The sequence below is a fragment of the Streptomyces sp. NPDC000983 genome (genome assembly GCF_040299205.1).
In the GTDB taxonomy this organism is placed as follows: domain Bacteria; phylum Actinomycetota; class Actinomycetes; order Streptomycetales; family Streptomycetaceae; genus Streptomyces.
On record NZ_JBEPBM010000030.1, the window covers coordinates 38018 to 62126 of the forward strand.

Genomic DNA, 24109 nt, shown 5'->3' on the forward strand with positions numbered 1-24109 from the left:
CCGGAACCGAACGTTCCAGGGTGCCCCGCATGAACGAGGAGTGAAGCCCCCGCCCCGGATCGCAACGGGAACCCGGGCCTCCGTCACAGGTTCACTCCACGGTGTCCCCGGCCTTGCCGTAGCGCCGGAACTCGGCGGTCTCCACCTGCCAGGGACCGAAGGGGACGAGGTCCCCGTAGATGTAGGGCTCGTGGCGGCGGTAGCGGTTCCCGCAGGGCTCGGAGTGGACCTGGACGGTCCCGTTGCGGGGGTCGACGATCAGGTAGTGCGGGATTCCCATGGCCGGGTAGTCGGCGAGCTTGTCGACGTAGTCGTGGTCGGGGCCGGACGGTGAGACGATCTCGACGACGGCGAGGACCTGCGTGGCGTCGACGGCCGGGCCCTCCTCGTCGAGGACCTCGACCGGGATGACGATCGCGTCGGGGCGGTGCATGCGCCCGATCGGGGGATGCTCGATCCAGGGGCCGCCGACGCAGATGCGGCCGGGGTGCGTGGTGGAGAGCTGGTGGTCCAGCTGCTTGCAGATCCGGCGGACCGTACCCTCGTGCCGCATCGGCCGACGGCTCATGGCCAGGACCGGTCCGGACGGGCCGATCTCCACGCTCCAGGCGCCTTCGAGCCGCTCGGCGAAGGCATCCAGGTCCGAGGCGATGGCGCGCATCTTCGCGTACTCCATGCCCATGCCGCTCAGGCTACTGGCGTTCATGGCGCCCGGTCCGCGCGTCGCTGCGGGTGCACGCGGACCGGGGCCGTTCGGGGGTGCGCCTCCGGGGTCAGTGGGAGGCGAGGGTGCGGGTGTCCAGGGCCGCCGTGTGGGCGTCCATGCGCTCGGCGGCCAGGATGGCGGCCGCCGTGTCGGCGCGGGAGGCCGCGACGACCAGGGCGCGGCCGGCGAGGGTGTGGGCCCGGCGGTGCAGGGCCGCGGGCTCGCGGTCCTCGCCGGTGGGGACGGCCCGGACCAGGCCGCCGCGCAGCCGGGTCACCTGCTCGGCGAGCCGCTCGGAGGCGGCGTCCAGATCGGCCGTCGGGGTCAGGGCCCGCAGCTCGTCGGTGACGGCGAGCAGTGCCGCGAGATGGCCCGCCAGCTGGATGTCCAGCTCCTCCTCACGCGTCCGGTGGGGGAAGTCGGAGGTGGGGCCGGCCATCGTGCTGTGGACCGACTTGGCTCGGATCGGTTCGTACATGGGGATGGCCTCCTGTGCTGACAGGAAGCCATCCTAGCTTAGATTTCGTCTAAAGTTGAGTCGTTCCAGGAACTGCAGGTCAGGGCTGGCTGTAGCCGTCGAGGAAGGTCCCGATCCGGGTCACCGCGTCCCGGAGGTCCCCGACGGTCGGAAGGGTCACGACCCGGAAGTGGTCGGGCTCGCTCCAGTTGAACCCGGTGCCCTGGACGACCATGATCTTCTCGCGCCGCAGCAGGTCCAGCACGAGCTGCCGGTCGTCCTTGACCTTGAAGACCTTGGGGTCCAGGCGCGGGAAGAGGTAGAGCGCCCCCCTGGGCCGTACGCAGCTCACGCCCGGGATCTGCGTCAGCAGCTCGTAGGCGACGTCCATCTGCTCCTTGAGCCGCCCGCCCGGCAGCACCAGGTCGTTGATGGTCTGCCGTCCGCTGAGCGCGGCGACGACGCCGTGCTGGCCCGGCATGTTGGCGCACAGCCGCATGTTCGCCAGGATCGTCAGACCCTCGATGTAGGAGTCGGCGTGCGCCCGCGGCCCGGAGACGGCCATCCAGCCGACCCGGTACCCGGCCACCCGGTACGCCTTGGACATGCCGTTGAAGGTGAGGGTCAGCAGGTCCGGGGCGACGGCCGAGGTCGGGGTGTGGGTGGCGCCGTCGTAGAGGATCTTGTCGTAGATCTCGTCGGAGCAGACCAGCAGGTTGTGCCGGCGGGCGATGTCGGTGAGCCCCCTGAGCACGGCCTCGTCGTAGACGGCGCCCGTCGGGTTGTTCGGGTTGATGATGACCAGCGCCTTGGTGCGGTCGGTGATCTTCCGCTCCACGTCCGCCAGGTCGGGCATCCAGTCGGACTGCTCGTCGCAGCGGTAGTGCACCGCCGTACCGCCGGACAGGGAGACCGCCGCCGTCCACAGCGGGTAGTCGGGCGACGGTACGAGGACCTCGTCGCCGTCGTCGAGGAGGGCCTGCATCGCCATGACGATCAGCTCGGAGACGCCGTTGCCGATGAAGACGTGCTCGACGTCCGTCTCGATGCCGAGGGTCTGGTTGTGCATGACGACCGCCCGGCGGGCCGCGAGCAGCCCCTTCGCGTCGCCGTAGCCGTGCGCGGAGGAGACGTTGCGCAGGATGTCCTCGAGGATCTCCGGCGGGCAGTCGAACCCGAAGGCCGCCGGATTGCCGGTGTTCAGCTTGAGGATGCGGTGGCCCGCCGCCTCTAGCCGCATGGCCTCCTCGAGAACCGGGCCCCGGATCTCGTAACAAACATTGGCGAGCTTGGTCGACTGGATCACCTGCATGTCTGGGAGCTTACGGCCAGGTAACGCCCCTTGGGCCGTGTTTTCCACCACGCGAGACGGGTGGTTTGGGCGGTTATCGCCGTCGGCTGTCGCCCGGGCCCCTCCGCTCCCTACAATCCGCGCCCATGTCCAGGCCACCGCACCCCGAAGGCTCGCCGAGCGTCTACGTCCCGCCGGCCGCCCCGGCCCCCGACTACGAGGAGTACCGGGACCCGGCCGCCGCGCACGGCTGGGAGAACGCGTACGACCGGACCAGCGAACTGCCGAGGGTCCCCGGGGTGCCGGAGGACGGGTGGGAGCCCGGGGGCGGTGTCGAGAGCCGTGCCGCCCGGCGCTCGCACCGCAGGCGGGACCGCCGGCGCCGGGGCCTGATGGCCGCCGGCGCGCTCGGCGCGGTCTCCGTCGCCGCCCTGGTCGCCGGTTTCGCGCAGTCCTCCGACTCCCCGGGCCCGTCGGGCCCGCCCGGGTCCTCGGGCGCGGCCGACACCTCGGCCGGGGCGGAGGAACCGGCGCGCCCGGCGAAGGACGGGAGCGGTCCGGCCGAGGACCCGGCCGCCACGGGCGAACCCGCCGCCCCGGATACCGCGACGCCCTCGCGCAAGGCGCCTTCCCCTTCCCCGTCCGCCACGCCCTCCGAGGAGGCCCCGACCTCCGCCGCCGCCGCGACCCCGTCGGCCGGGAGCGACGGGGAACCGGGCAACGGCCGGGGGTACGGCCGTACGAAGAAGCCGCGGTAGGCGCAACGGCCCGCGTCCCGGGCCCCGCGTGGCCGGAAACGGCTCCTTGTTCCCGCGGACCCCTCACATAACAATGCGCATGACAAGTCAGGGATGGCCTGTCAGCGGGTGACCGGAAGATCTCCGGTCGCCCTTGTCGCAAGAGGGGACCCCCACATGAGAAAGCCTCTCGTCGTCGCGCTCATCGCCCTGGCGACCGCCGGGGCCGGCGCGGCACCCGCGGTCGCCGCCCCCGAACGGGGCGACAGCGCCGCACCCGCGGTCCAGGCGGTCAACTTCGCCGGGACCGTGTCGCTCAGCAACTGCTCCGGCTCGGTCGTCCGGATGCCCGACTCCGAGGCCGACGACCCCGCGCTCGTCCTCACCAACGGCCACTGCCTGGAGAGCGGCTTCCCCGGACCCGGCGAGGTGATCGTCGACCGGGCGTCCACCCGCTCCTTCGGGCTGCTCAACTCCGCCGGCACCCGCGTCGCCACCCTGCGCGCCAGCAAGATCGCCTACGCGACGATGACCGACACCGACGCCGCCGTCTACCAGCTCACCCGCACCTACGCGCAGATCAGCTCCTCGTACGGGATCAGCGCGCTCACCCTGAACGACACCCGCCCCGTCGCCGGCACCGCCATCAGCGTCGTCTCCGGCTACTGGAAGCGGATCTACAACTGCTCCGCCGACGGCTTCGCGTACCGCCTGAAGGAGGGGGACTGGACCTGGAAGGACTCCCTGCGCTACACCTCGGCCTGCAACACCATCGGCGGCACCTCCGGCTCGCCCGTCCTCGACCAGGCCACCGGCCGGGTCGTCGCCGTGAACAACACCGGCAACGAGGACGGCCAGAGCTGCACCGTCAACAACCCCTGCGAGGTCGACGCGGCGGGCAACGTCACGGTCCGCCAGGGCATCAACTACGCCCAGCAGACCTACCAGTTCCCCGCCTGCTTCGGGATCGACAACAAGCTCGACCTGAGCGCCGCCGGGTGCGTGCTGCCCAAGCCCTGACCCCCCGCCGTCACGGGGCGGGCGTCCTGCGGACCGCCCGCCCCGCCAGCACGTCCGTCCGGCGGCCGTCCTCGATGACGAACCGGCCGTCGACCAGGACGTGCGGGATGCCCGTGGGGAGTCGCCGGGGGCTGTCGTAGGTCGAGCCGGCGGCCACCGTCAGCGGGTCGAACAGGACCAGGTCGGCCCGGTACCCCTCGCGGACCAGGCCCCGGTCCGCCAGCCGCAGCCGGGCCGCCGGGCGCGAGGTCAGGTGCGCCACGCACTCCTCCAGCGACAGCACCCCCAACTCCCTCACGTACCGGCCGAGATACTCGGGGAAGGTGCCGTACGCGCGCGGATGCGGCTTGGTGCCCTGGAGGATGCCGTCGGAGCCGCCCGTGTGGACGCGGTGGCGCATGATCGCCCGCACGTTCTCCTCGTGGCCGACGTGCTGGAGGATCGTCGTGCCCAGCCGGTCCGCCAGCAGCAGCCGGCGCGCGGTCTCCCAGCCGTCCACCCGGCCGCCGACGTGGGAGGCGAGTTCGGGGCTGCTCACCCCCGAGATCTCGATGGTGTCCCACTCCACCGGCACCCCGTGGCAGCCGTCCGAGCCGGTCTCCTCCAGGTGGTGGCGGATCCGCTCGGCGCTCGTGTCGTCCCGCAGCCGCGCCAGCACCGCCTCCGGTCCGCCCTCGCTCGCCCAGCTCGGCAGCAGCGCGGCCAGCGTCGTACAGCCCGGCGTGTACGGGTAGGTGTCGAGGCTGATGTCCGCGCCGGCGTCCAGTGCCTCGTCGAGCAGGTCCAGCAGCTGCGGCGCCCGGCCCCGGTTCACCCCGAAGTTCATGGTGGCGTGCGCCAGATGGAGGGCGCAGCCCGCCTCCCGGGTCAGCGCCACCATCTCCGCGTACGCCTCCAGCGCGCCCGCGCCGTAGGAGCGGTGGTGCGGGCAGTAGTAGCCGCCGTAGGACGCCACCACCCGGCACAGCTCGGTCAGTTCGGCGTCCTTGGCGTACATGCCCGGGGTGTACGTCAGGCCCGAGGACATGCCGACCGCGCCCTGCTCCAGGCCCTCGGCGACCAGTTGCCGCATCCGGTCCAGCTCCGCGGGGGTCGCCTCCCGGTCCTCCCAGCCGACGACGAGGGCGCGGACCGTGCCCTGCGGGATCAGATAGGCGGCGTTGACGGCCGTACCGCGGTCCAGGCGGTCCAGGTACTCGCCCACCGACCGCCAGTCGAAGTCGATGTCGTCGCCGTCCCCGTTCCAGCCGGTGATGGCGCACCGCACCTCGGCGAGCGTCCGGTCGTCGACCGGCGCGTACGACAGCCCGTCCTGGCCGAGTACTTCGAGCGTCACGCCCTGCGCGGCCTTCGCGCTGTGGTCCGGGTCGCGCAGCAGCGCCAGATCGCTGTGCGCGTGCATGTCGATGAAGCCCGGCGCGAGGACCAGGCCCTCGGCGTCCAGTTCCCTTGTCGCGCGCGGCCGTTGACAGCCCGCCGCCGCGGCCTCGCGCACGATCGAGACGATCCGGCCGTCGTCGACGACCACGTCGGCGCGGTAGGAGTCGGCGCCGGAGCCGTCCACCACGTCCGCGTCCCGGATGACCAGGTCCTCCACTGCGGGCCTCCTCAGAAATAGGTGCGGACGTAGTCGACGACCGTGCCGTCCGCCTCGGCCACCGGGATCAGCTGCCACTTGTCGAACGACGTGCACGGGTGGGACAGGCCGAGGCCCACCCAGTCCCCGACCTCCAGATCGGCCTCCGGGTCCGTGCGCAGCCAGGTGTGCTGGTCGGACAGGCCCGTCACCTCGACACCGGCGGCCGGACGCTCCACACCGTCCCGGCGCACCACCTGGGCGACGGGCAGGTCCAGGTCGTGGGCGGCGTCCCGCTTGCCCGCGTTGAGGAACCCCTGGTCCGGGGAGGGCCGGGACACCACCTGCGCCCACAGCCGGAACGCGGGCTCCAGCGCGCCCTCCTCGGGGACCCGGTTGAACGGCGTCAGCCGGCGGTAGTGGCCGTCGTCGTGCGAGACGTACGCGCCCGAGCGCAGCAGCTTCAGCACCGGGCGGGACAGCGCGGGCAGCTCCGCGAAGACCTCGGCCACCGTGTCGAACCAGGCGCTGCCGCCCGCGCTGACCACGATCTCCTCGACGTCGTCGAAACGGCCCGCCTCGTCGAAGGCGGCGGCGAGCGCGGTCAGCCGGCGCAGCCAGGCGCGCACCCGCTCCCCGGTGGCCTGCGGCACCTCGCCCTCGTACCCGGCGACCCCGACCAGACGCAGGCTCCGGGAGGCCGCCACGGCGTCGGCGACCGCCGCGCACCCGGCCTCGGTGCGCACCCCGGTCCGGGCGCCGTCACCGGCGGCCAGCTCCACGACGACGTCCACGGGGCGGGCGGCGCCGTCGAGCGCCGCGTCCATCAGCTCCACGCCGCGCACGGAGTCGACGTAGCAGACGAAGCGGAAGCCGGGGTCGGCGGCCAGTTCCGCGGCGAGCCGGCGCAGGGCGGCCGCGTCCACCAGCTCGTTGGCGAGGAACACCCGCCGGACGCCGAACTCGCGGGCCACCCACACCTGGTGCGGCACGGCGAGGGTGATGCCCCAGGCGCCGTGCTCGATCTGGCGGCGGAAGAGCTGGGGGGCCATCGAGGTCTTGCCGTGCGGGGCGAAGGCGAGGCCGTGGCGTTCGGCGTACGTCTCCATCAGCCGCAGGTTGTGCTCCAGCCGCTCGGCGGACAGGGCCAGTACCGGGGTGGCGAAACCGCCGGTGAAGAGGTTGCGCCGCTCGGCGGCCAGCTCGCCGACCGTCCGGCCCGCGGCGTCCGGCGGGAGGCCCTTGAAGCGGTGGTCGACCCGTTCCTCGGCCAGTCGGGCGAGGGCTTCAGCGGCCATGGAACCTCCCTGATCAGGAGCGTTGCGTTCACTGCAACGCCCATTGCGTATGTCGCTCAGTGCTGTCTAACATCTCGGCCAACACGAACACAAGGTTGGGGAGCTACGACGATCGTGACCAGGACAGGACACCGCGACACCCCGGGAGCCGAGGGCGACGCCGCCGACGGACCCGTCGACGGGCCGGCCGACGTCGTCGCGCTCGGCGAGTCCATGGTCGCCTTCCTGCCCACCCGGCCCGGGCGCCTCGCCGACGTGCCCTCCTTCGACCGGTCCATCGGCGGCGCCGAGTCCAACGTCGTCTGCGCCCTCGCCGCGGCCGGACACCGCACCCGCTGGGTCGGCCGGGTCGGCGCCGACGGCTTCGGCGACCACCTGCTGGCCGCGATCGGCGCCTGGGGCGTCGACGTGTCGGCCGTCCGGCGCGACCCGGGACGGCCCACCGGCGTCTACTTCCGCACCGCCGGGGACCGCGGCACCGACGCCCACGAAGTCGCCTACTACCGCGCCGGCTCGGCCGCCTCGGCGATGTCCCCGCACTCGGTCGACCTGGCCGCGGCCCGGTCCGGGCGCATCCTCCACCTCTCCGGCATCACCGCCGCCCTCTCCGCCGACTGCCTCGGCCTGCTGCGCGAACTCACCGCCCCCCGCCCCGGCCGCCCGCTGATCTCCTTCGACGTCAACCACCGCCCCGGCCTGTGGGGCGACGGCACCGACCCCCGGGTCCTGCTGGAACTCGCCCGCGGCGCCGACCTCGTGTTCGTCGGCGAGGACGAGGCCCAGCATGCCTGGGGCGTCGAAGGCGGCCCCGACGCGATCAGGGCGCTGCTCCCGGAACCCGCCCTGCTGGTCGTCAAGGAGGGCGCGGCCGGCGCCACCGTCCTCGACCACGACACCGCCGTGTCCCGGCCCGCGCTCCACGTCGACGTCGTCGCCACCACCGGAGCCGGGGACGCCTTCGCCGCCGGCTTCCTCTCCGCCACCCTGCGGAACCTCCCCCTCGGCGACCGGGCGCGCCACGGCCACCTCTGGGCCGCCGCCGCCCTCACCGCCCCCGGCGACCTCGCCGCACCCCCCGCCCGCGACACGGCCGACCGCCTGGCCGCCCTGCCCGAGGACGCGTGGGGGAGACTGCGACTCGGCCCCGGCTGGACACAGGCCGAACAGCGGGCCGAGGAGGAGGTACCCACCCCATGAGCCAGACCGTCGACCGCGCGCTCAGCATCCTGCCGCTGCTCGCCGAGGGCCCCGCCGACCTCGGGCAGGTCGCCGACCGGCTCGGGGTGCACAAGTCCACCGCCCTGCGGCTGCTGCGCACCCTGCACGAACACGGCATGGTCTACCGCCAGTCCGACCAGCGCTACCGGCTCGGCGCCCGGCTCATCGCCCTGGCCCAGGAGGCGATGGAGAACCTCGACATCCGCGAGATCGCCCACCCCCACCTGGCCCGCCTCAACGAGACCTGCGGCCACACCGTCCACCTCGCCGTCCGCGAGGAGGACGAGGTGCTCTACATCGACAAGGTCGACAGCCGCTACCCGGTGCGGATGTACTCCCGGATCGGCAAGCCCGTCGCCATCACCGTCGCCGCCGTCGCCAAACTCCTCCTCGCCGACCTCACCGAGGCGGAGCGCCGGGCCTTCGCGGAGAAGCTCGACTACCCCATGTACACGTCCCGTTCGACACCCAACGCCCCCGCCTTCCTGCGGGAGTTGGAGAAGGTGCGCGAACAGGGCTGGGCCACCGACCTCGGCGGCCACGAGGAGTCCATCAACTGCGTCGCCGCGCCGATCCGCGGCGCCGACGGCCGGGTCGTCGCGGCGATGTCGGTCTCCGCGCCGAACGTCGTCGTCACCGCCGACGAACTCCTCACCCTGCTCCCGCTGGTCCGCCGCACCGCGGACGACATCAGCGGCGAGTACTCCGGCAAGACTCCTACGAAAGAGCCCGTATGACCGAGAAGACCGCCCTCACCCCCAGCACCCACACCACCCCGCCCGCGAAGTTCTCGCACGGCGTGAAGAAGGGCAACATCCTCCAGGTCGCCGGCCAGGTCGGCTTCCTGCCCGCCGAGGAGGGCAAGCCGCCCACCCCGGCCGGCCCCACCCTGCGCGAGCAGACCCTCCAGACCCTCGCCAACGTCGAGGCGATCCTCCAGGAGGGCGGCGCCTCCTGGGACGACGTGATGATGATCCGCGTCTACCTCACGGACGTGGCCCACTTCGCCGAGATGAACGAGATCTACAACGCCTACTTCGAGGCGCAGGCGCTCACCGCCCCGCCGGCCGCGCGCACGACGGTCTACGTCGGCCTCCCGGCCGGCCTCCTCGTCGAGATCGACGCCCTCGCCGTCCTCGGCTGACGCCTCCTCACCCCACACCCCCCGCACGACGCACACGGCACGGCACCCACGCGGTGCCGTGCCGCGCTCCCCCCTGCCCGAAAGCCGCATGCCCTTACCCAGAGGACCCCCGTATGTCCTTCCCGCTCGCCGCGTCGGCCCCCACCACCGACGCACCCCCGCACACCGGCGGACTGCTCCTCCTGATCGACGGCACCGCCGGTCTGCTGACCGTCGCCGCCATCGGCATCGCCCTGCTGCTGTTCCTGATCATCAAGGTCCGGCTCCAGCCGTTCGTGGCCCTGCTCGCCGTCTCCATAGCCGTCGGCCTGCTCGCCGGACTGTCGGTCACCGAACTCTTCGGCACCGTCCAGCGCTCCGACGCCGTCTCCACCATCGAGTCCGGCATGGGCGGCATCCTCGGCCATGTCGCCATCATCATCGGCCTGGGCACCATGCTCGGCGCGATCCTCGAAGTCAGCGGCGGAGCGGAGGTGTTGGCCTCCCGGCTGCTGAACCTCTTCGGCGAGAAGCGCGCCCCGCTCGCCATGGGCGTCACCGGCGTCGTCTTCGGCATCCCGGTCTTCTTCGACGTCGGCATCTTCGTCCTCGCCCCGATCGTCTACGCGGCCGCCAAGCGCTCCGGCAAGTCGATCCTGCTGTACTGCCTGCCCCTGCTGGCCGGCCTGTCGATGACCCACGCCTTCCTGCCGCCGCACCCCGGTCCCGTCGCCGCCGCCGGACTGCTCGACGTGGACCTCGGCTGGGTCATCCTGATGGGCGTGGTCTGCGGCATCCCGGCCGTCCTCGCCGCCTGGGTCTTCTCCGCCTGGATCGGCCGCCGCATCTTCGTCGCCGTGCCGCAGGACATGGTGGAGGCCGCCGAGGAGGCCCGGCGCGCCGTCCGCGCCGAGCAGGGCGAGCAGCCGCGCGAACAGCCCGTCGCCCTCGGCACGGTGCTCGCCATCATCGGCACCCCGCTGGTCCTGATCCTCGCCGCCACCTTCTCCTCGATCGCGCTGGACCCCTCCACCGCGCGTTCGGTCGTCGAGTTCTTCGGCCACCCCTTCGTGGCCCTCACCATCGCCCTGCTGCTCGCCTACTACCTCCTCGGCGTCCGCCGCGGCTGGTCCCGCAAGTCCCTGGAGACCGTCTCCACGTCCTCGCTCAAGCCGGTCGGCAACATCCTGCTGGTGGTCGGCGCGGGCGGTGTCTTCGGCGCCGTGCTGAAAGCGAGCGGGGTGGCGCAGGCGCTGTCGGACACCTTCCACGACGTGGGCCTGCCGGTGCTGGTGCTGTCGTACCTGATCTCGGTCGTGCTGCGGGTCGCCCAGGGCTCGGCGACCGTCGCCATCGTCACCACGGCCGGCATCGTGGCGCCGCTGCTCGCCGAGGGCGACCACTCCCAGGCGTTCGTCGCCCTCGTCATCATGGCGATCTCGGCCGGCTCGATCTTCGCGTCGCACGTCAACGACGGCGGCTTCTGGATGGTGGCGAAGTACTTCGGCATCAGCGAGCGGGACACCCTCAAGACCTGGACCGTCCTGGAGACCGTTCTGTCCGTGGCCGGGTTCGCGGTCGCCGCCGCGCTGAGCGTCGTCGTCTAGCCGGATTCGTATAACGATGCAGGGGCTGGCTGTGTGCGGCACAGGATCGTCGACCATACTGCCCGCTGTGGAGCAGCGCATAGGTACGAGCAGCCAGCCCCTGGAGGGCGCCGGATTCGACCCGGCCTTCGTCCCCGGGCTCACCTCGCCCGTGTCCAAGGCGACGGAGCCGGAGGAGTCGGAGTCGAAGGAGTCGGAGGACCGGCGGGAGGAGACCGCCGAGGTCACCGAGGAGGTCGCCGAGGACACGGCCGAGGACACGGCCGAAGCCGCCGACGCGGCCGAACCGGCCGACGAGAAAGGGGAGTCGGCGGACGACCGAGCCACCGACGACACCGACACCGAGGACGACGACGAGGCGGCCGCCGACGGTCCCGTCTTCGAGGCGTCCGACCGCCGGGCGAAAATCGTCGCCGACCGGCGCGGTGTCCGGCTCACCCTGGACGACCAGGAGTGCGAGTTCCGCTGGGACGAGATCGGCGCGGTGGAGACGGAGACCGCCCGCTTCGGCAAGCGGTTCACCGTCACCGTGCACACCCCTGACCGCCGTTGGTACCCGATCGAGATCGAGGCGGCGGCCAGGAGCCGCTTCAGCGAGTGGGAGTCACAGCTCGACGCCGTGCTGGACGCCTACTTCGAGGAGTCCGACTAGCAGTACTGGGCTTCCTTCCCGATCGACCGGTACATGCAGTCCGCGTTCTCCAGCAGTTGCAGGACGGCGTCCCGGTTGCGCGAGGTCTCCCGCTCGATCACCTCGTCGGGCGGGTAGAACCCGCCCCCGGAGCTCGACCTCGGGTACATCTCGAAGGTGTACCCGAAGATCTTGTGGGCGCCCCAGAGGTAGTCGTCGATCGAACCGTCGGTGATGTACAGGTCGCTGGACTGCTCGGGGGTGTACCCGTTGCTGGCCGCCATCTTCCCGCCGACGGTGGCGAAGGCGTTGCGGTCGTCGGCCGTCATCCCGGTCGTGGTGTCGGAGTAGGTGTACCCGAAGGGCCACAGCACCAGTTCGCTGTAGGTGTGGAAGTCGATGCCGGCCTTGATCTGCTGGACGCCGCCGACGACCCGGCTGCGCACGAAGTTCGCCACCACCCGCACCTCGGGCGCCGACTCGGCGGCCGTGCCCCGGTAGGTCTCCGACGAGGTGGACCCCGAGGAGCCGCCGCAGCAGCCCCAGCGGTAGTTCCAGTTGCGGTTGAGGTCCGTACCGACGTACGAGGAACCGGAGTTGGGCTGGCGGTTCTTGCGCCACGACCGGTACGAGCCGGACGCGATGTCGTACTCGCCGCCGTCCGGGTTGATGTCCGGCACGATCCAGATCTCCCGGCTGTTGACCAGACCGGTCACCCTGGAGTCCGTGCCGTAGTCGGAGGTCAGCTCGCGCAGCAGGTACAGCGCCATCTCGACGGTGAGGTGCTCACGGGCGTGCTGGTGGTGGGTGAACAGCACCTCGGGCTCGGACTCGTCCGTGGCCACGTTGTCGCTGATCTTGATGGCGGTGATGTTCCGGCCCTGGTACGAGGTGCCGATCACCCGGGTGCTGGCGATGGACGGGTTGGCCGAGACGATCGAGTTGATCTCGCTCGTCATCTCCGCGTAGTTGTGGTACCGCGAGTCGGCGGAGGGGAAGTCGAGCAGCCGCATCTCGTCGGCGGCGCTCGACCGGTCCGGTACGGCCGCCAACGCCGTGACGTCGTAGCCCTGTTGGCGCAGCTTGCGGATCTGGTCGGCGCGGCCGGAGACCACCAGGCCGTGCGCGTCGACCTCGTCCACACTGACGCCCGAGCGCTGGATCGCGGTGCGGTCCTCGGCGGTCGAGTGGGTGTGGATCTCGTACTGGCGGATGTCGTCGGCCGAGGCGGCCGCCCGGGTGCCGCTGTCGGCGTTGGCCGTGACGCTCCCGGAGAGGGGTGCCGCGAGGGCCAGGGCGATGAGGGTGACGAGCGCGGCGGTGCGGGTGCGGGAGCCGCCGCGGGCGCCCGAGCCTCGGATGCGAAGTCGCATGAATTCTCCTTGTTTCTCCAGGGCTTCCGGGATCTCCGGAAGGTGGGGAGTGGAGCGGGGGGTGGTTCAGCGACGTGCTGGTGCGGGTGGCGCTCATCGTCCGCGCATGGCATGACCCGGTCAAGAGGGAAAGCGGTCGCGATGGCGCGAACCGTTCCCCGCGCGTGCGCCGGGAACTGTACGGGCGCTGACGACAGGTCAGGCGGAGGCGCGCACCGGACCCGCCCCGCCGGCCCGCCGCCGGGGTACGCAGGTAGGTAAGCAGGTATATCCACCCCTGTGCCGGACGCCCGGCCGCACCACCATGGCCGCATGCTGCAACTCCGCGCCGACCGGTTCCGCCGACCCCTGATCGGAGCAGGCCGGGTGACCCGTGACTACGACCCCCGCCCCGCCTCGGTCCGCGAGGCCCGCAGGGAGGTGCGCGGACGGCTGGAGGACTGGGGGCTCGGCGACCGCGAGGAGCTGCTCGACACCGCGGAGCTGCTGGTGAGCGAGCTGGCGACCAACGCGCTGCTGCACACCGCGAGCCGGTTCACGGTGACCCTGTCCCTCGCCGGCGGCGTGCTGCGCTGCGAGGTGCGGGACGCCGGCCGGCGCGTCCCGCAGGTGCTGGACGCGGGCGGCTCGGAGAGCGGCCGGGGGATGTTCCTGGTGGACGCCCTGGCCCGCCGCTGGGGCTGCCACCAGGACCGCGAACACAAGACCGTCTGGTTCGAACTCTGACGCGCCCCCTTGTCGGCTCCGGCGGGACGCGGTTTCTTGATCTGCATGGCGGACGACTCGGGAAACACTCGGACCACACACGTCGACGCGGACGGCCCCCCTCCCCGTAAGTCGAGTTGGAAGTACATCGGACCCGGCATCGTGGTCGCCGCGACCGGCGTCGGCGCCGGCGACCTGGTGGCCACGCTGATCGCGGGCAGCAGCTTCGGCTACACCCTGCTCTGGGCGGCGGTCATCGGCTGTCTGGTGAAGATCTCGCTCGCTGAGGCGGCCGGCCGCTGGCACCTGTCCACCGGACGGACCCTCTTCGACGGCTGGGCGAGCCTCGGCCGCTGGACCACCTGGTTCTTCGTCGGATACGTCGTGATCTGGGGCTTCGTCTACGGCGCCGCGGCGATGTCGTCGAGCGCGCTGCCCCTTCAGGCGCTGTTCCCCGACGTGATGGACCTCGAATGGTGGGGCGTGGCCTGCGGCCTGGTGGGCCTGGTGTTCGTCTGGTTCAACCGGTACGCCGTCTTCGAGAAGGTGATGACGGTCCTGGTGGGCGTCATGTTCGTGGTGACCGTGTACCTCGCGGTCCGGGTGACCCCGAACCTCGGCGACGCCTTCGCGGGCCTGCTGCCCGTGCTGCCCGACGAGAAGGACTCGGTGCTCAACACCCTCGGTCTGATCGGCGGGGTCGGCGGCACCATCACGCTGGCCGCCTACGGCTACTGGGTCAACGCCAAGGGCTGGACGAACGCCGGCTGGATGAAGGTGATGCGGTTCGACAACCGCGTCGCCTACGCCACCACCGGCGTCTTCGTCGTGGCGATGCTCTTCGTCGGCGCCGAGCTGCTGCACTCGGCGAACGTGGCCATCGCCAGTGGCGACAAGGGCCTGCTCCAGCTGAGCGACATCCTGGAGGACCGGTACGGCACGGCGACCGCGAAGTTCTTCCTGATCGGCTTCTTCGCCACCTCGTTCACCTCGCTGATCGGCGTCTGGCACGGGGTGAGCCTGATGTTCGCCGACTTCGTCGCCCGCTACCGGGGCGGCGAGACCGGCCGGGGCGAGGAGATCGCCGCCGGCTCCCGGGAGCGCAGCCTGCCCTTCCGCCTCTACCTGCTCTGGCTGACCTTCCCCCCGATCGTCCTGCTCTTCCAGGGCCAGCCGTTCCGCCTGATCATCATCTACGGCGTGCTCGGCGCGGCCTTCCTGCCCTTCCTGGCCGGCACCCTGCTCTGCCTGCTCAACTCCTCCCGCACACCCGCCCAGTGGCGCAACGGAGCCCTCAGCAACACCATGCTGGTGCTGGCCGGCCTGCTCTTCCTGGTCCTGTGCGTGAAGCAGATCTGGGACCAGCCGTGGTCGGAGTTCCTGTGACGGCTCCGACCACGGCGGCCCGGGGGGTGGCTAGGGGAGCGCGTGGACGTGCGGGCCCACCGCGTTCGACCAGGCGTTGCCCGCCGTCGCGTCCCAGTTGGTGGACCAGGTCATCGCACCGCGCAGGTCGGGATACGTCCTCGACGGCTTGAAGGAACCGCAGTTGGTGCCCTTCGCCAGACAGTCGAGGGCGTTGTTCACGACGCTCGGGGAGACGTAACCGCTGCCCGCGCCCCGGGTCGAGGCCGGCAGACCGAGGCCCACCTGGGACGGGGCCAGCCCGCCCTCCAGCTGGATGCAGGCGAGCGCGGTCAGGAAGTCGACCGAGCCCTGGCTGTACACCTTGCCGTCACAGCCGAGCATCGAACCGCTGTTGTAGTACTGCATGTTGACGACCGTGAGGATGTCCTTCACGTTCAGCGCCGTCTGGAAGTACGAGTTCGACGTCGACTGCATGTCGATGGTCTGCGGTGCCATCGTCAGGATCATCGACGAGCCGGCCTTCGCCGACAGCGACCGCAGGGCCTGCGTCATGTACGTGGCGTTGAGCCCGTTCTCCAGGTCGATGTCGACGCCGTCGAAGCCGTACTCCTGCATCACCGCGTAGACGGAGTTGGCGAAGTTCGCCGCCGAGGCGGAGTCGTTCACCGACACCGTGCCCTTCTCGCCGCCGACCGAGATGATGACCTTCTTCCCGGCCGCCTGCTTCGCCCGGACGTCCGCCTTGAACTGGTCGACGGTGTAGCCGCCGAGCCCGGCCGAGTCCAGGTTGAAGGTCACCGCGCCCGGCGTCCCGGTGGCGTCGGCGAAGGCGACGGCGATGATGTCGTACTGCGCCTGCACGTCCGACAGCTTCTGCACGGCGGCGCCGTTGTTGAAGTTCTGCCAGTAGCCGGTCACCGCGTGCTTGGGCAGCGCCGGACCGGTCGGGGTCGTCGTGGTCGTCCCCGTCACGGCCGTCGACTTCGCCGACTCACCGGCCGAGTTGGTCGCCGTCACCTGGAAGGAGTACGACGTGGACGCGGCGAGCCCGGTCACCGTCGCCGAGGTCCCGGTCACCGCGGTGACCTTGGTGCCGTTGCGGTAGACGTTGTACCCGGTCGCCCCCGAGACGGTGTTCCAGGCCAGGGAGACGGACGACGAGGTCCGCCCCGACACCGCCAGACCGGCCGGGGTGCCCGGCACGGTGGGCTCCGGGTCGGTGCCGCCACCGCCGTCCGGCCCGAACACCGAGACGTCGTCGACGTGGTAGGCGGCCGTGCCGTACCAGCCGTGCGTGTACACCGACACCGAGCGGGTCCCGGAACCGGTGGTGAAGGTGGCGGTCAGCTGCTTCCAGCTGCCGGAGTCGGGCGTCCAGGTCGACACGTCGGTGGTGCCCGTGCCGGTCACGCCCAGATAGGCGTACCCGCCCTGCACCCAGGCGCTGAGCGTGTACGTCGAGTTCGGCTGGACCGCCACCGACTGGGTGCAGCGGGCGTTGTCGTGGCCGGCCGGGGTCGCCTTCAGGGCGGCCGCGCCGCCGTGCACGGGCGAGGAGACGGCCGTACCGCTGCCCGCCGAGCAGGTCCAGTTGGCCAGGCCGGACTCGAAGCCGGCGTTCCTGGCGTTGTTGACGTCGGCGGCGGACGCCTGGCCGGTGCCCGCGAGGGAGAGGGCGAGCGCCAGGGTGACGGCGCCCGTCCACAGACGGGTGGACCGGCCGTGGGGGGACGTACGGTCGCGCGGGGACATGCGACGGGGGAATGGCATGCGTATGGACATGTCAAATAAGTTGGTCCAGACCAATCCCGCTGTCAAGAGGTGGCACCGAGATGCTCAACCTGCCCCGCTTTGCGGCAACTTGTGAAACAGCAGTTCCCTCATAGCTGCAGAAACGCTGTTCTCCGGTCACGTACCCGTGGATACAGTGCTCAGGTAGTCACTCAGTGAAGTCGGCCGGGTGTACCGGAGTGACGCCGGCCGGACCGGCGGGCATGGGGAGTGGGGAGCTGCGCGTGCCAACTGCCATCGCCGTGACCAGTGCCGACCTGGCGCTGCCGCCGCAGGACGAACGCACCGTCCCCGCGGTCGTGCTCCAGGGCCTGGACCGGCAGCCCCTGGAACGGTCCCTGACCGCCCTCCAGGCGGTTGTCGAACAGCACGGCCACCTCATCGTCGTCTGCTCCCCGACCCCCGACCCCGCCGTCGAACGCCGGCTGTACACCCTGCGCTCCCTCATGGAGAGCGACCGCATCGCCCTCTTCCGCCCGGAACTGCCCCCGCTCGCGGTCGCCGTCCTCGCCCGCCAGCTGCGCCAGCTCGCCTCCTGCGACCTCGGCCCCGGAGTCCTCGCCTCGGCGGCCCGGCTGCTCACCCACTACATCCACGCGGGGGCGCTCCTCGGCTCCGTCGCCAAACTCGACCGCCTCCCCGTCGGCCTGAAGTCCCACGCCAAGTCCTGGGTCCCGGGCAGCCAGTTCGGCGTCCTCGCCCACCCCGAACCGCAACTCGTCCGGATCGGCCCCGAAGCCGCGCTGACCGGACCGGAGTTCGGCACCCGCATGATCGTCGCCAAGGGCCAGCTCCAGTCCGAGTGGGTCACCGACACCCTCGCCAGGTCCTGGAGCGTGCAGGGCCTGCGCGAGGCGCCGCTGCCCGCCGAGTCACCGCTGTGGTGGGGCACCGGACGCCTCATCGAGTTCTGCGCCTACCTGCCCGACCTGTCCGTGCTCTACCAGCTCGTCACCTCGGTGCGTCGGAGCGCCTGCCACTGGTGCGGCATCGACGTCATCGGCGACCGCTGTGTGTTCTGCTCGGCGACCCCGCCCGTACCGGAGATCCGCGCGGGCTGACCGGCCCCGCAAAGCCGCATCCGACCGATCCCGACCGATTCCCCCAATGAGGTTGCACGGTTCATGAACTCCCGTCAGCGCCGCGGCGTGATACTCCTGATCCTGTCCGTCGTCTGCGCCCTCGGCGCCTTCGCCGGCGTGCTGTCCGTCATCGACGACGCCGAGTCCAAGGTCGGCCCCGAGGTCGCCGCCTACCGGCTCAAGACGGACGTGGAGCCCTACGAGCCCCTCGGCGCAGCCCAGTTCGAGAAGATCTCGATGCCCGAGCGCTGGCTCTCCGACAACGCCGTCACCGATCTGCGCGACGTCGAGGGCAAGATCGCGGTGACCCCCCTGAAGAAGGGCTCCCTGCTCCAGAGCGACATGATCGTGGCGCAGCCCGCCCTGCGGCCCGGGCAGCAGGAGGTCGCCATCATGATCGACGCGGCGACCGGGGTGGCCGGCAAGATCACACCGAACTCCACGGTCAACGTCTACGCCACCTTCGAGGGCCAACGGGAGGGCGACCCCGACCAGTCCAAGATCATCGTCACCAACGCCAAGGTCCTCGACGTCGGCGACCTGACCGCCCTCCGGCCGGACTCCGACGACCGGAGCCGGCAGCCCACCGACGCCGTCCCGATCACCTTCGCGCTCTCCACCCTCGACGCCCAGCGCCTCACCTACGCCGAGTCGTTCGCCGCGCGGGTCCGGCTCGCGCTGGTGGCACCCGGCAGCGACACCGCGGTCCCCGAGTCGGACCGGACGTACGAACTCGCTAAGGACAGGTGAGAGGCCCGCATGCCCACGAGGATCCTCCCGGCGGTCGGTGACGCGGACGCGGTCCGCGCGGTCACCACCCTGCTCAGCCAGCTCCCGGACGCCGAGCCGGTCACCCCCGTGACCGACTCCACCCAGCTCGTCGACACCCTTGCCCGGCTGGCCGCCGAGTCCGTCGACGAACTGCCCGAGGTCGTCGTCGTCCACGAGCGCATCGGCCCCGTCCCCGCCCTGGAACTCATCCGCGAAGTCGCCCTCCGCTTCCCCGCGGTCGGCGTCATCCTCGTCACCTCCGACGCCTCGCCCGGCCTCTTCCAGGCCGCCATGGACCACGGCGCCCGGGGCCTGGTCGCCCTGCCCCTGAACTACGAGGAACTCGCCGTCCGGGTCCAGGCCGTCGCCTCCTGGTCGGCCGGCGTACGACGGCACCTCGGCGGCGCGCTGGAGGTGTTCACCGGCGTCGGCGGCACCGTCGTCACCGTCAGCGGCGCCAAGGGCGGCGTCGGGACCACCCTCACCGCCGTCCAGCTCGCCCTCGCCGCGCAGGCGTCCGGCCGCCCCACCGCCCTGCTCGACATGGACCTCCAGACCGGCGACATCGCCTCCTGCCTGGACGTCCAGTTCCGCCGCTCGGTCGTCGACCTCGCGGCCATCACCGACATCACCCCCCGCGTCCTCGCCGACGCCGTCTTCCGCCACGACACCGGGCTCGCCCTGCTGCTCGCCCCCGGCGACGGGGAACGCGGCGAGGAGGTCACCGACCGCGCCGCCCGCCAGATCGTCGGCGCCCTGCGCTCCCGCTACGAGGTCGTCGTCGTCGACTGCGGCGCCCAGCTCAGCGGCGCCGGAGCGGCCGCCGTGGAGATGGCCGACACCGCCCTGCTGGTCACCACCCCCGACGTGATCGCCGTCCGGGGCGCCAAACGCGCCGTGCGGATGTGGGACCGGCTCCAGATCCGCAAGGCGGAGGAGACCACCGTCGTCGTCAACCGCCACACCCGCGGTACCGAGATCCAGCCCTCGCTGATCCAGAAGATCACCGGAACCGGCGTCGCGGCCACCGTGGTCCCGGCGAACTTCAAGGAACTCCAGTCCGCGGTGGACGCGGGCCGCCTCCACGAACTGGACGCCAAGAGCACCGTCAAGCAGGCCCTGTGGACGCTCGCGGGGGAGCTGGGGCTGCTCAAGGCCGCGGCCGTCGACCGCAGGGCCGGCCGGTCCGCGGTGGGCTTCCGCCGCCGCAAGGAGATCGGGGGGTAGGGATGGGAGCGCTCCTGAAGGACGGTGGCGGTAGCGGCGGAGGTCGCCGGGGTGACCGGGCTCTCCGGAGCCCTCGGGGCGCCCGGAGCCTCCGGTCCGACCGGGGCCAGGTCACCATCGAGTTCCTCGGCATGACCCCGCTGATCATCCTCACCCTGGTCCTGCTGTGGCAGTGCGCGCTCCTCGGCTACACCTTCACCCTCGCCGGCAACGCCGCCGACGAGGCCGTACGCGCGGCGACCGCCGCCGAACCCGGAGCACGGCAGGGCGCATGCCAGGCCGCCGGAATGGACAAACTGCCGGGTGCGTGGGAGGGCGGCGCCGAAGTGGACTGCGCGACCGGGGGCGGCTATGTGACGGCCGAGGTACGGCTGAAGGTGCCGGTCCTGTTCCCCGGTTCGATCGGCTTCCCCTTCACGGTGGAGGGCCACGCGGGAGCCGTAGAGGAGGCGACGGACTGACATGCCGTACGACCTGGACGACCCCGCCCGCCCCGGCGCCCGAACCCGTACGCGGCGATCGCCGGACCGCGCCCCCGTACGCGCGGGGCGGGCCCGCGCCCGCACACGGGCCTCGCGGGACCGCGGCCAGGTGGCGCTGGAGTACCTCGGCTTCGTCCCCGTGCTGATCCTCGTCGCCATGGCCGCCGTACAGATCGGGCTGATCGCCTACACCGCCCAGCAGGCCGGCACCGCCGCCCGCGCCGGAGCGCGCAGCGCCTCCCTGGAGGGGCCCTTCGCCCAGGACTGCCAGGCCGCGGTGAGCGGCTGGCTGGCCGACGGGACCGGATGCACCAGCGCCGGACTCGGCGACGAGGTACGGGTCACCGCCACCGTCGCCATCCCGTCCGTGGTCCCCGGCTGGGACTTCGGCGACGCCACCAAGTCCGCCACCATGCCGCTCGACCACTGAGGAGCACCGAGAGCCATGAGCCTGCGGGCACGCATCAACTCCCCCGAGGAGAACGGGGGCAGGGGCGAGGACGGCCACCTGGTCGCCTCCTACCGGGCCAAGCTCCTGGAGGAGATCGACCTCGCCGAGATGAGTTCACTGGCCCCGGCCGAACGCCGGGCCCGGCTCGAACGCGTCCTCGGCCACATCATCAGCCGCGAGGGCCCGGTGCTCTCGACGGCCGAACGCTCCCAGCTGATCCGCAGAGTGGTCGACGAGGCCCTCGGCCTCGGCATCCTCGAACCACTCCTGGAGGACGCGTCGATCACCGAGATCATGGTCAACGGACCCGACGCCATCTTCGTCGAACGGTCCGGCAGGGTCGAGCAGTTGCCGATCCGCTTCCCCTCCCACGAGCAGCTGATGCAGACCATCGAGCGGATCGTCTCCACCGTCAACCGCCGGGTCGACGAGTCCAACCCCATGGTCGACGCGCGCCTGCCCTCCGGCGAGCGGGTCAACGTGATCATCCCGCCGCTCTCCCTGACCGGCGCCACCCTCACCATCCGCCGCTTCCCGCGCTCCTTCACCCTGCACGAGATGGTCGGCATGGGCTCCCTCGACGAGCCCATGGTGTATCTGCTCGCGGGCCTGGTGCAGGCGAAGTTCAACATCATCGTCTCGGGCGCCACCGGCACCGGCAAGACGACCCTGCTCAACGCGCTCTCCGGACTGATCCCCGAGGTGGAGCGGATCATCACCATCGAGGACTCCGCCGAACTCCAGCTCCAGCAGAACCATGTGATCCGCCTGGAGTCCCGCCCCCCGAACGTCGAGGGCCAGGGCCAGATCACCATCCGCGACCTGGTCCGCAACTCCCTGCGGATGCGCCCCGACCGCATCGTCGTCGGCGAGGTCCGCGGCGGCGAGTCCCTGGACATGCTCCAGGCCATGTCCACCGGCCACGACGGCTCCCTCGCCACCGTGCACGCCAACAGCACCGAGGACGCCCTGATGCGGCTGAAGACCCTCGCCTCCATGTCCGACGTCGAGATCCCCTTCGAGGCGCTGCACGACCAGATCAACAGCGCCGTCGACGTCATCGTCCAGCTCACCCGCTTCCCCGACGGCGTCCGCCGCATCACCGAGGTCGCCGTCCTCGACAGCCACGGCGGCGAACCGTACCGGCTGGCCACGGTCGCCCGCTTCGACGCCCGGCCGATGGCCGCCGACGGCAGGGTCTACGGCACCTTCGGGTACTTCCCGCTGCCACGCCGCACCGCCGACCGCCTCTACATGGCCAACCAGCCCGTACCGCAGGCGTTCGGGGTGGCGCAGCACCGGGAGCAGTTGGCCATCCGAGCGGCCAGGTAGGCGGGGACCGATGGACTTCCAGCAACTGATCACCCTGACCACCGGCGTCACGGTACTGACCCTCGGGCTCGCCGTGGCCGGCCTGCACGCCTACGCCGCCGGCCGGGCCCAGCGCCAGGCCCTGGTGGAGCGCCTGTCCGCCACCGGACAGCTCACGGACGGGCTCCGCGCACGCCGCTTCGGCCGCCTCGACCGCGGCCTGCGCCGCACCAAGGCCGGCCGCAAGCTGGAACTGAGGCTCGCCGCGACCGGACTGGACGTGACACCCGGCGAGTTCTTCGTCTACATGCTCGCCGCGGTCACCGGCCTCTTCCTGGTGGGTCAGGCCACCCTGGCCCCCTTCTTCGGCCCCATCGCCGGACTCCTCGGCGCCTGGGCGGCGTTGCAGTTCCTCAGCTGGCAGCGGCAGAAGCGCATCGAGCGCTTCATCGGCCAACTCCCCGAACTCGCACGCATCCTGGCCAACGCCACCCAGGCCGGCCTCGCCCTGCGCACCGCCATCGGCATGGCCGCCGAGGAACTGGAGGCCCCGGCCGGCGAGGAACTGGGCAAGGTCGCCAACCAGTTGGCGCTCGGCGCCTCCATGGACGACGCGCTCGGCGAACTCGCCGACCGGCTGCCCTCCCGCGAACTCGTCGTCCTCGTCACCACCCTCGTCCTGTCGAACAAGGCGGGCGGCCAGGTCGTCAGCGCCCTGCGCAACCTCACCGAGACGCTGGAGGAGCGCAAGGAGACCCGGCGCGAGATCCGCACCCAGCTCTCCCAGGTGACCATGACCTCCTACGCCGTCCCCGCCCTCGGTGTCGGCTCCCTGTTCCTGATGAACGGCGTCAAGGACGGCGCCCTGGACCGCATGACCGGCTCCCCGGCGGGCCAGGCCGCGGTCCTCGTGGCGTTCGTCCTGTACGCGACCGGCTTCGTCCTGATCCGGCGCCTGTCCCGGATCGACGTCTGAGAGGCGCTGACATGGCACTGCTGCTGGCCCTGCTGATGGGCGCGAGCGTCTGGGGAGCCTTCGCGGGCATCCGCATGTACCGGGCCGACGCCCGGCTCCCCGGGGACCTGCAACTGGCCCTGGAGGTCGGCGCCACCCGCACCGGCGCCGTCGACTCCCTCATCGACCGCATGGGCATGCGGTACGCACCCGCCGTACTGCGCCTGATGGGACCCAGACAGGTCGCCAGGTACCGCAGGAAGATCGACCTGGCGGGCAACCCCGGCGGCCTCACCATCGACCGCTACGCCGCCCGCCGCGCCGTCTACGGCTTCCTCGGCCTCGTCGGCGGCCTGGTCTTCCTGATGCGCGGCCAGTACGTCGTGACCCTGCTCCTCCTCGCCTTCGGCGCGTTCTGGACGGAGGTCGGCATCTGGTCGGCGATCCGCATCCGCAAGGACGTCATCGAACGGACCCTGCCGGACTTCCTGGACGTCCTGGCGGTGGTGGTCAGCGCGGGCCTCGGCTTCCGCCAGGCCCTGGACCGGGTGGCCTCCCGCTACGAGGGCCCCTGGGCGGACGAACTGCGCATCACCCTGCGCCAGATGGACCTCGGCATGAGCCGCCGCCAGGCCTTCGCGGAACTGCGCCGCCGCAACGACTCCGAACAGGTGGCGATGTTCGTGACGGCACTCCAGCAGGGCGAGGAACTGGGCGCACCGATCGTCGACACGCTGGTCGCCCTGGCCAAGGACATGCGCCGCACCGACGCGCAGAACGCCCGCCGCAAGGCGGCCAGGGCGGTGCCCAAGGCCACGATGATGATCACGACCTTCATGGTCCCGGCCACGATGATCCTGCTGGGCGCCGGCCTGCTGCTCGGCTCCGGCACCGACTTCGGTTCCGTCACGGGGGAGTAGGGGGAGCGG

At 71.6% G+C, this 24109-nt stretch carries 24 protein-coding genes; 17 read left to right on the forward strand and 7 right to left on the reverse strand.

The annotated features are described in order from the left end of the window. Positions 1-91 precede the first annotated feature (91 nt). From ABT296_RS28340 to ABT296_RS28350, 3 genes are all read right to left on the reverse strand, one after another. Positions 92-676, reverse strand: coding sequence for a Uma2 family endonuclease (locus tag ABT296_RS28340; protein WP_351931553.1), 585 nt, complete (start codon positions 674-676; stop codon positions 92-94). Between the two features lie 97 nt (positions 677-773). Next, positions 774-1184 (reverse strand): SCO4983 family protein, encoded by a 411-nt coding sequence (locus ABT296_RS28345; RefSeq protein WP_351931499.1) that lies wholly within the window; start codon positions 1182-1184, stop codon positions 774-776. Positions 1185-1263: 79 nt separating this feature from the next. Next, positions 1264-2475: a pyridoxal phosphate-dependent aminotransferase gene (locus ABT296_RS28350; protein ID WP_351931500.1), complete on the reverse strand. Its 1212-nt coding sequence runs from the start codon at positions 2473-2475 to the stop codon at positions 1264-1266. 125 nt (positions 2476-2600) lie between these two features. Between ABT296_RS28350 and ABT296_RS28355 the strand changes: the two genes are divergently transcribed. Both ABT296_RS28355 and ABT296_RS28360 read left to right on the forward strand, forming a co-directional pair. After that, a complete protein-coding gene (locus ABT296_RS28355) occupies positions 2601-3212 on the forward strand; it encodes a hypothetical protein (protein WP_351931501.1) in 612 nt (203 codons plus the stop codon). 156 nt (positions 3213-3368) lie between these two features. Then, positions 3369-4211, forward strand: a complete 843-nt coding sequence (locus ABT296_RS28360) for a trypsin-like serine peptidase (protein WP_351931502.1) — start codon at positions 3369-3371, stop codon at positions 4209-4211. Positions 4212-4221: 10 nt separating this feature from the next. Here ABT296_RS28360 and ABT296_RS28365 read toward each other — a convergent pair whose 3' ends face one another. Together ABT296_RS28365 and ABT296_RS28370 are read right to left on the reverse strand one after the other, a co-directional pair. After that, entirely contained in the window at positions 4222-5808 is a 1587-nt protein-coding gene (locus ABT296_RS28365; protein ID WP_351931503.1) for an N-acyl-D-amino-acid deacylase family protein, read from the reverse strand. Between the two features lie 11 nt (positions 5809-5819). Next, the gene (locus ABT296_RS28370; RefSeq protein WP_351931504.1) at positions 5820-7085 is read right to left on the reverse strand and encodes an amino acid deaminase; all 1266 of its coding nucleotides are present in this window, start codon (positions 7083-7085) and stop codon (positions 5820-5822) included. 114 nt (positions 7086-7199) lie between these two features. Here ABT296_RS28370 and ABT296_RS28375 point away from each other — a divergent pair, with 114 nt between their 5' ends. The 5 genes from ABT296_RS28375 (at position 7200) to ABT296_RS28395 (ending at position 11685) form a co-directional block, all read left to right on the forward strand. Then, entirely contained in the window at positions 7200-8282 is a 1083-nt protein-coding gene (locus tag ABT296_RS28375) for a sugar kinase (protein ID WP_351931505.1), read from the forward strand. After that, on the forward strand, positions 8279-9040 hold the full coding sequence (locus ABT296_RS28380; RefSeq protein WP_351931506.1) for an IclR family transcriptional regulator: 762 nt from the start codon (positions 8279-8281) through the stop codon (positions 9038-9040). The genes ABT296_RS28375 and ABT296_RS28380 overlap by 4 nt, the downstream gene beginning before the upstream one ends. Continuing rightward, positions 9037-9447: a RidA family protein gene (locus ABT296_RS28385; protein WP_351931507.1), complete on the forward strand. Its 411-nt coding sequence runs from the start codon at positions 9037-9039 to the stop codon at positions 9445-9447. The genes ABT296_RS28380 and ABT296_RS28385 overlap by 4 nt, the downstream gene beginning before the upstream one ends. A 113-nt stretch (positions 9448-9560) precedes the next feature. Then, entirely contained in the window at positions 9561-11033 is a 1473-nt protein-coding gene (locus ABT296_RS28390) for a GntP family permease (protein ID WP_351931508.1), read from the forward strand. A 67-nt stretch (positions 11034-11100) separates the two neighbouring features. Next, positions 11101-11685 (forward strand): hypothetical protein, encoded by a 585-nt coding sequence (locus tag ABT296_RS28395; RefSeq protein WP_351931509.1) that lies wholly within the window; start codon positions 11101-11103, stop codon positions 11683-11685. Here ABT296_RS28395 and ABT296_RS28400 read toward each other — a convergent pair. After that, positions 11682-13037, reverse strand: a complete 1356-nt coding sequence (locus ABT296_RS28400; protein ID WP_351931510.1) for a M14 family metallopeptidase — start codon at positions 13035-13037, stop codon at positions 11682-11684. The genes ABT296_RS28395 and ABT296_RS28400 overlap by 4 nt on opposite strands. Before the next feature lie 312 nt (positions 13038-13349). On the opposite strand from ABT296_RS28400, the gene ABT296_RS28405 reads away from it, so the two are divergent. Next, entirely contained in the window at positions 13350-13763 is a 414-nt protein-coding gene (locus tag ABT296_RS28405) for an ATP-binding protein (RefSeq protein ID WP_351931511.1), read from the forward strand. Positions 13764-13808: 45 nt separating this feature from the next. Further along, positions 13809-15128, forward strand: a complete 1320-nt coding sequence (locus ABT296_RS28410; RefSeq protein ID WP_351931512.1) for an Nramp family divalent metal transporter — start codon at positions 13809-13811, stop codon at positions 15126-15128. A gap of 30 nt (positions 15129-15158) precedes the next feature. Here ABT296_RS28410 and ABT296_RS28415 read toward each other — a convergent pair whose 3' ends face one another. Continuing rightward, positions 15159-16862, reverse strand: coding sequence for a chitinase (locus ABT296_RS28415; protein WP_351931513.1), 1704 nt, complete (start codon positions 16860-16862; stop codon positions 15159-15161). A gap of 242 nt (positions 16863-17104) precedes the next feature. On the opposite strand from ABT296_RS28415, the gene ABT296_RS28420 reads away from it, so the two are divergent. The 8 genes from ABT296_RS28420 to ABT296_RS28455 all read left to right on the forward strand — a co-directional run bounded on the left by ABT296_RS28420 (position 17105) and on the right by ABT296_RS28455 (position 24100). Next, the gene (locus tag ABT296_RS28420) at positions 17105-17962 is read left to right on the forward strand and encodes a hypothetical protein (protein WP_351931514.1); all 858 of its coding nucleotides are present in this window, start codon (positions 17105-17107) and stop codon (positions 17960-17962) included. A 63-nt stretch (positions 17963-18025) separates the two neighbouring features. Then, positions 18026-18733, forward strand: coding sequence for a Flp pilus assembly protein CpaB (gene cpaB / locus ABT296_RS28425; protein WP_351931515.1), 708 nt, complete (start codon positions 18026-18028; stop codon positions 18731-18733). A gap of 9 nt (positions 18734-18742) precedes the next feature. Continuing rightward, positions 18743-19981 (forward strand): CpaE/TadZ family protein, encoded by a 1239-nt coding sequence (locus ABT296_RS28430; protein ID WP_351931516.1) that lies wholly within the window; start codon positions 18743-18745, stop codon positions 19979-19981. 131 nt (positions 19982-20112) lie between these two features. Continuing rightward, positions 20113-20442, forward strand: a complete 330-nt coding sequence (locus ABT296_RS28435) for a pilus assembly protein (RefSeq protein WP_351931517.1) — start codon at positions 20113-20115, stop codon at positions 20440-20442. A 1-nt stretch (position 20443) separates the two neighbouring features. Beyond that, complete coding sequence (locus tag ABT296_RS28440; RefSeq protein WP_502977348.1) at positions 20444-20893, forward strand: TadE/TadG family type IV pilus assembly protein; 450 nt, start codon at positions 20444-20446, stop codon at positions 20891-20893. Positions 20894-20908: 15 nt separating this feature from the next. Next, complete coding sequence (locus tag ABT296_RS28445; protein WP_351931518.1) at positions 20909-22246, forward strand: TadA family conjugal transfer-associated ATPase; 1338 nt, start codon at positions 20909-20911, stop codon at positions 22244-22246. A 10-nt stretch (positions 22247-22256) separates the two neighbouring features. Beyond that, entirely contained in the window at positions 22257-23201 is a 945-nt protein-coding gene (locus ABT296_RS28450; protein ID WP_351931519.1) for a type II secretion system F family protein, read from the forward strand. A gap of 11 nt (positions 23202-23212) precedes the next feature. After that, a complete protein-coding gene (locus ABT296_RS28455) occupies positions 23213-24100 on the forward strand; it encodes a DUF5936 domain-containing protein (protein ID WP_351931520.1) in 888 nt (295 codons plus the stop codon). Positions 24101-24109 lie beyond the last annotated feature (9 nt).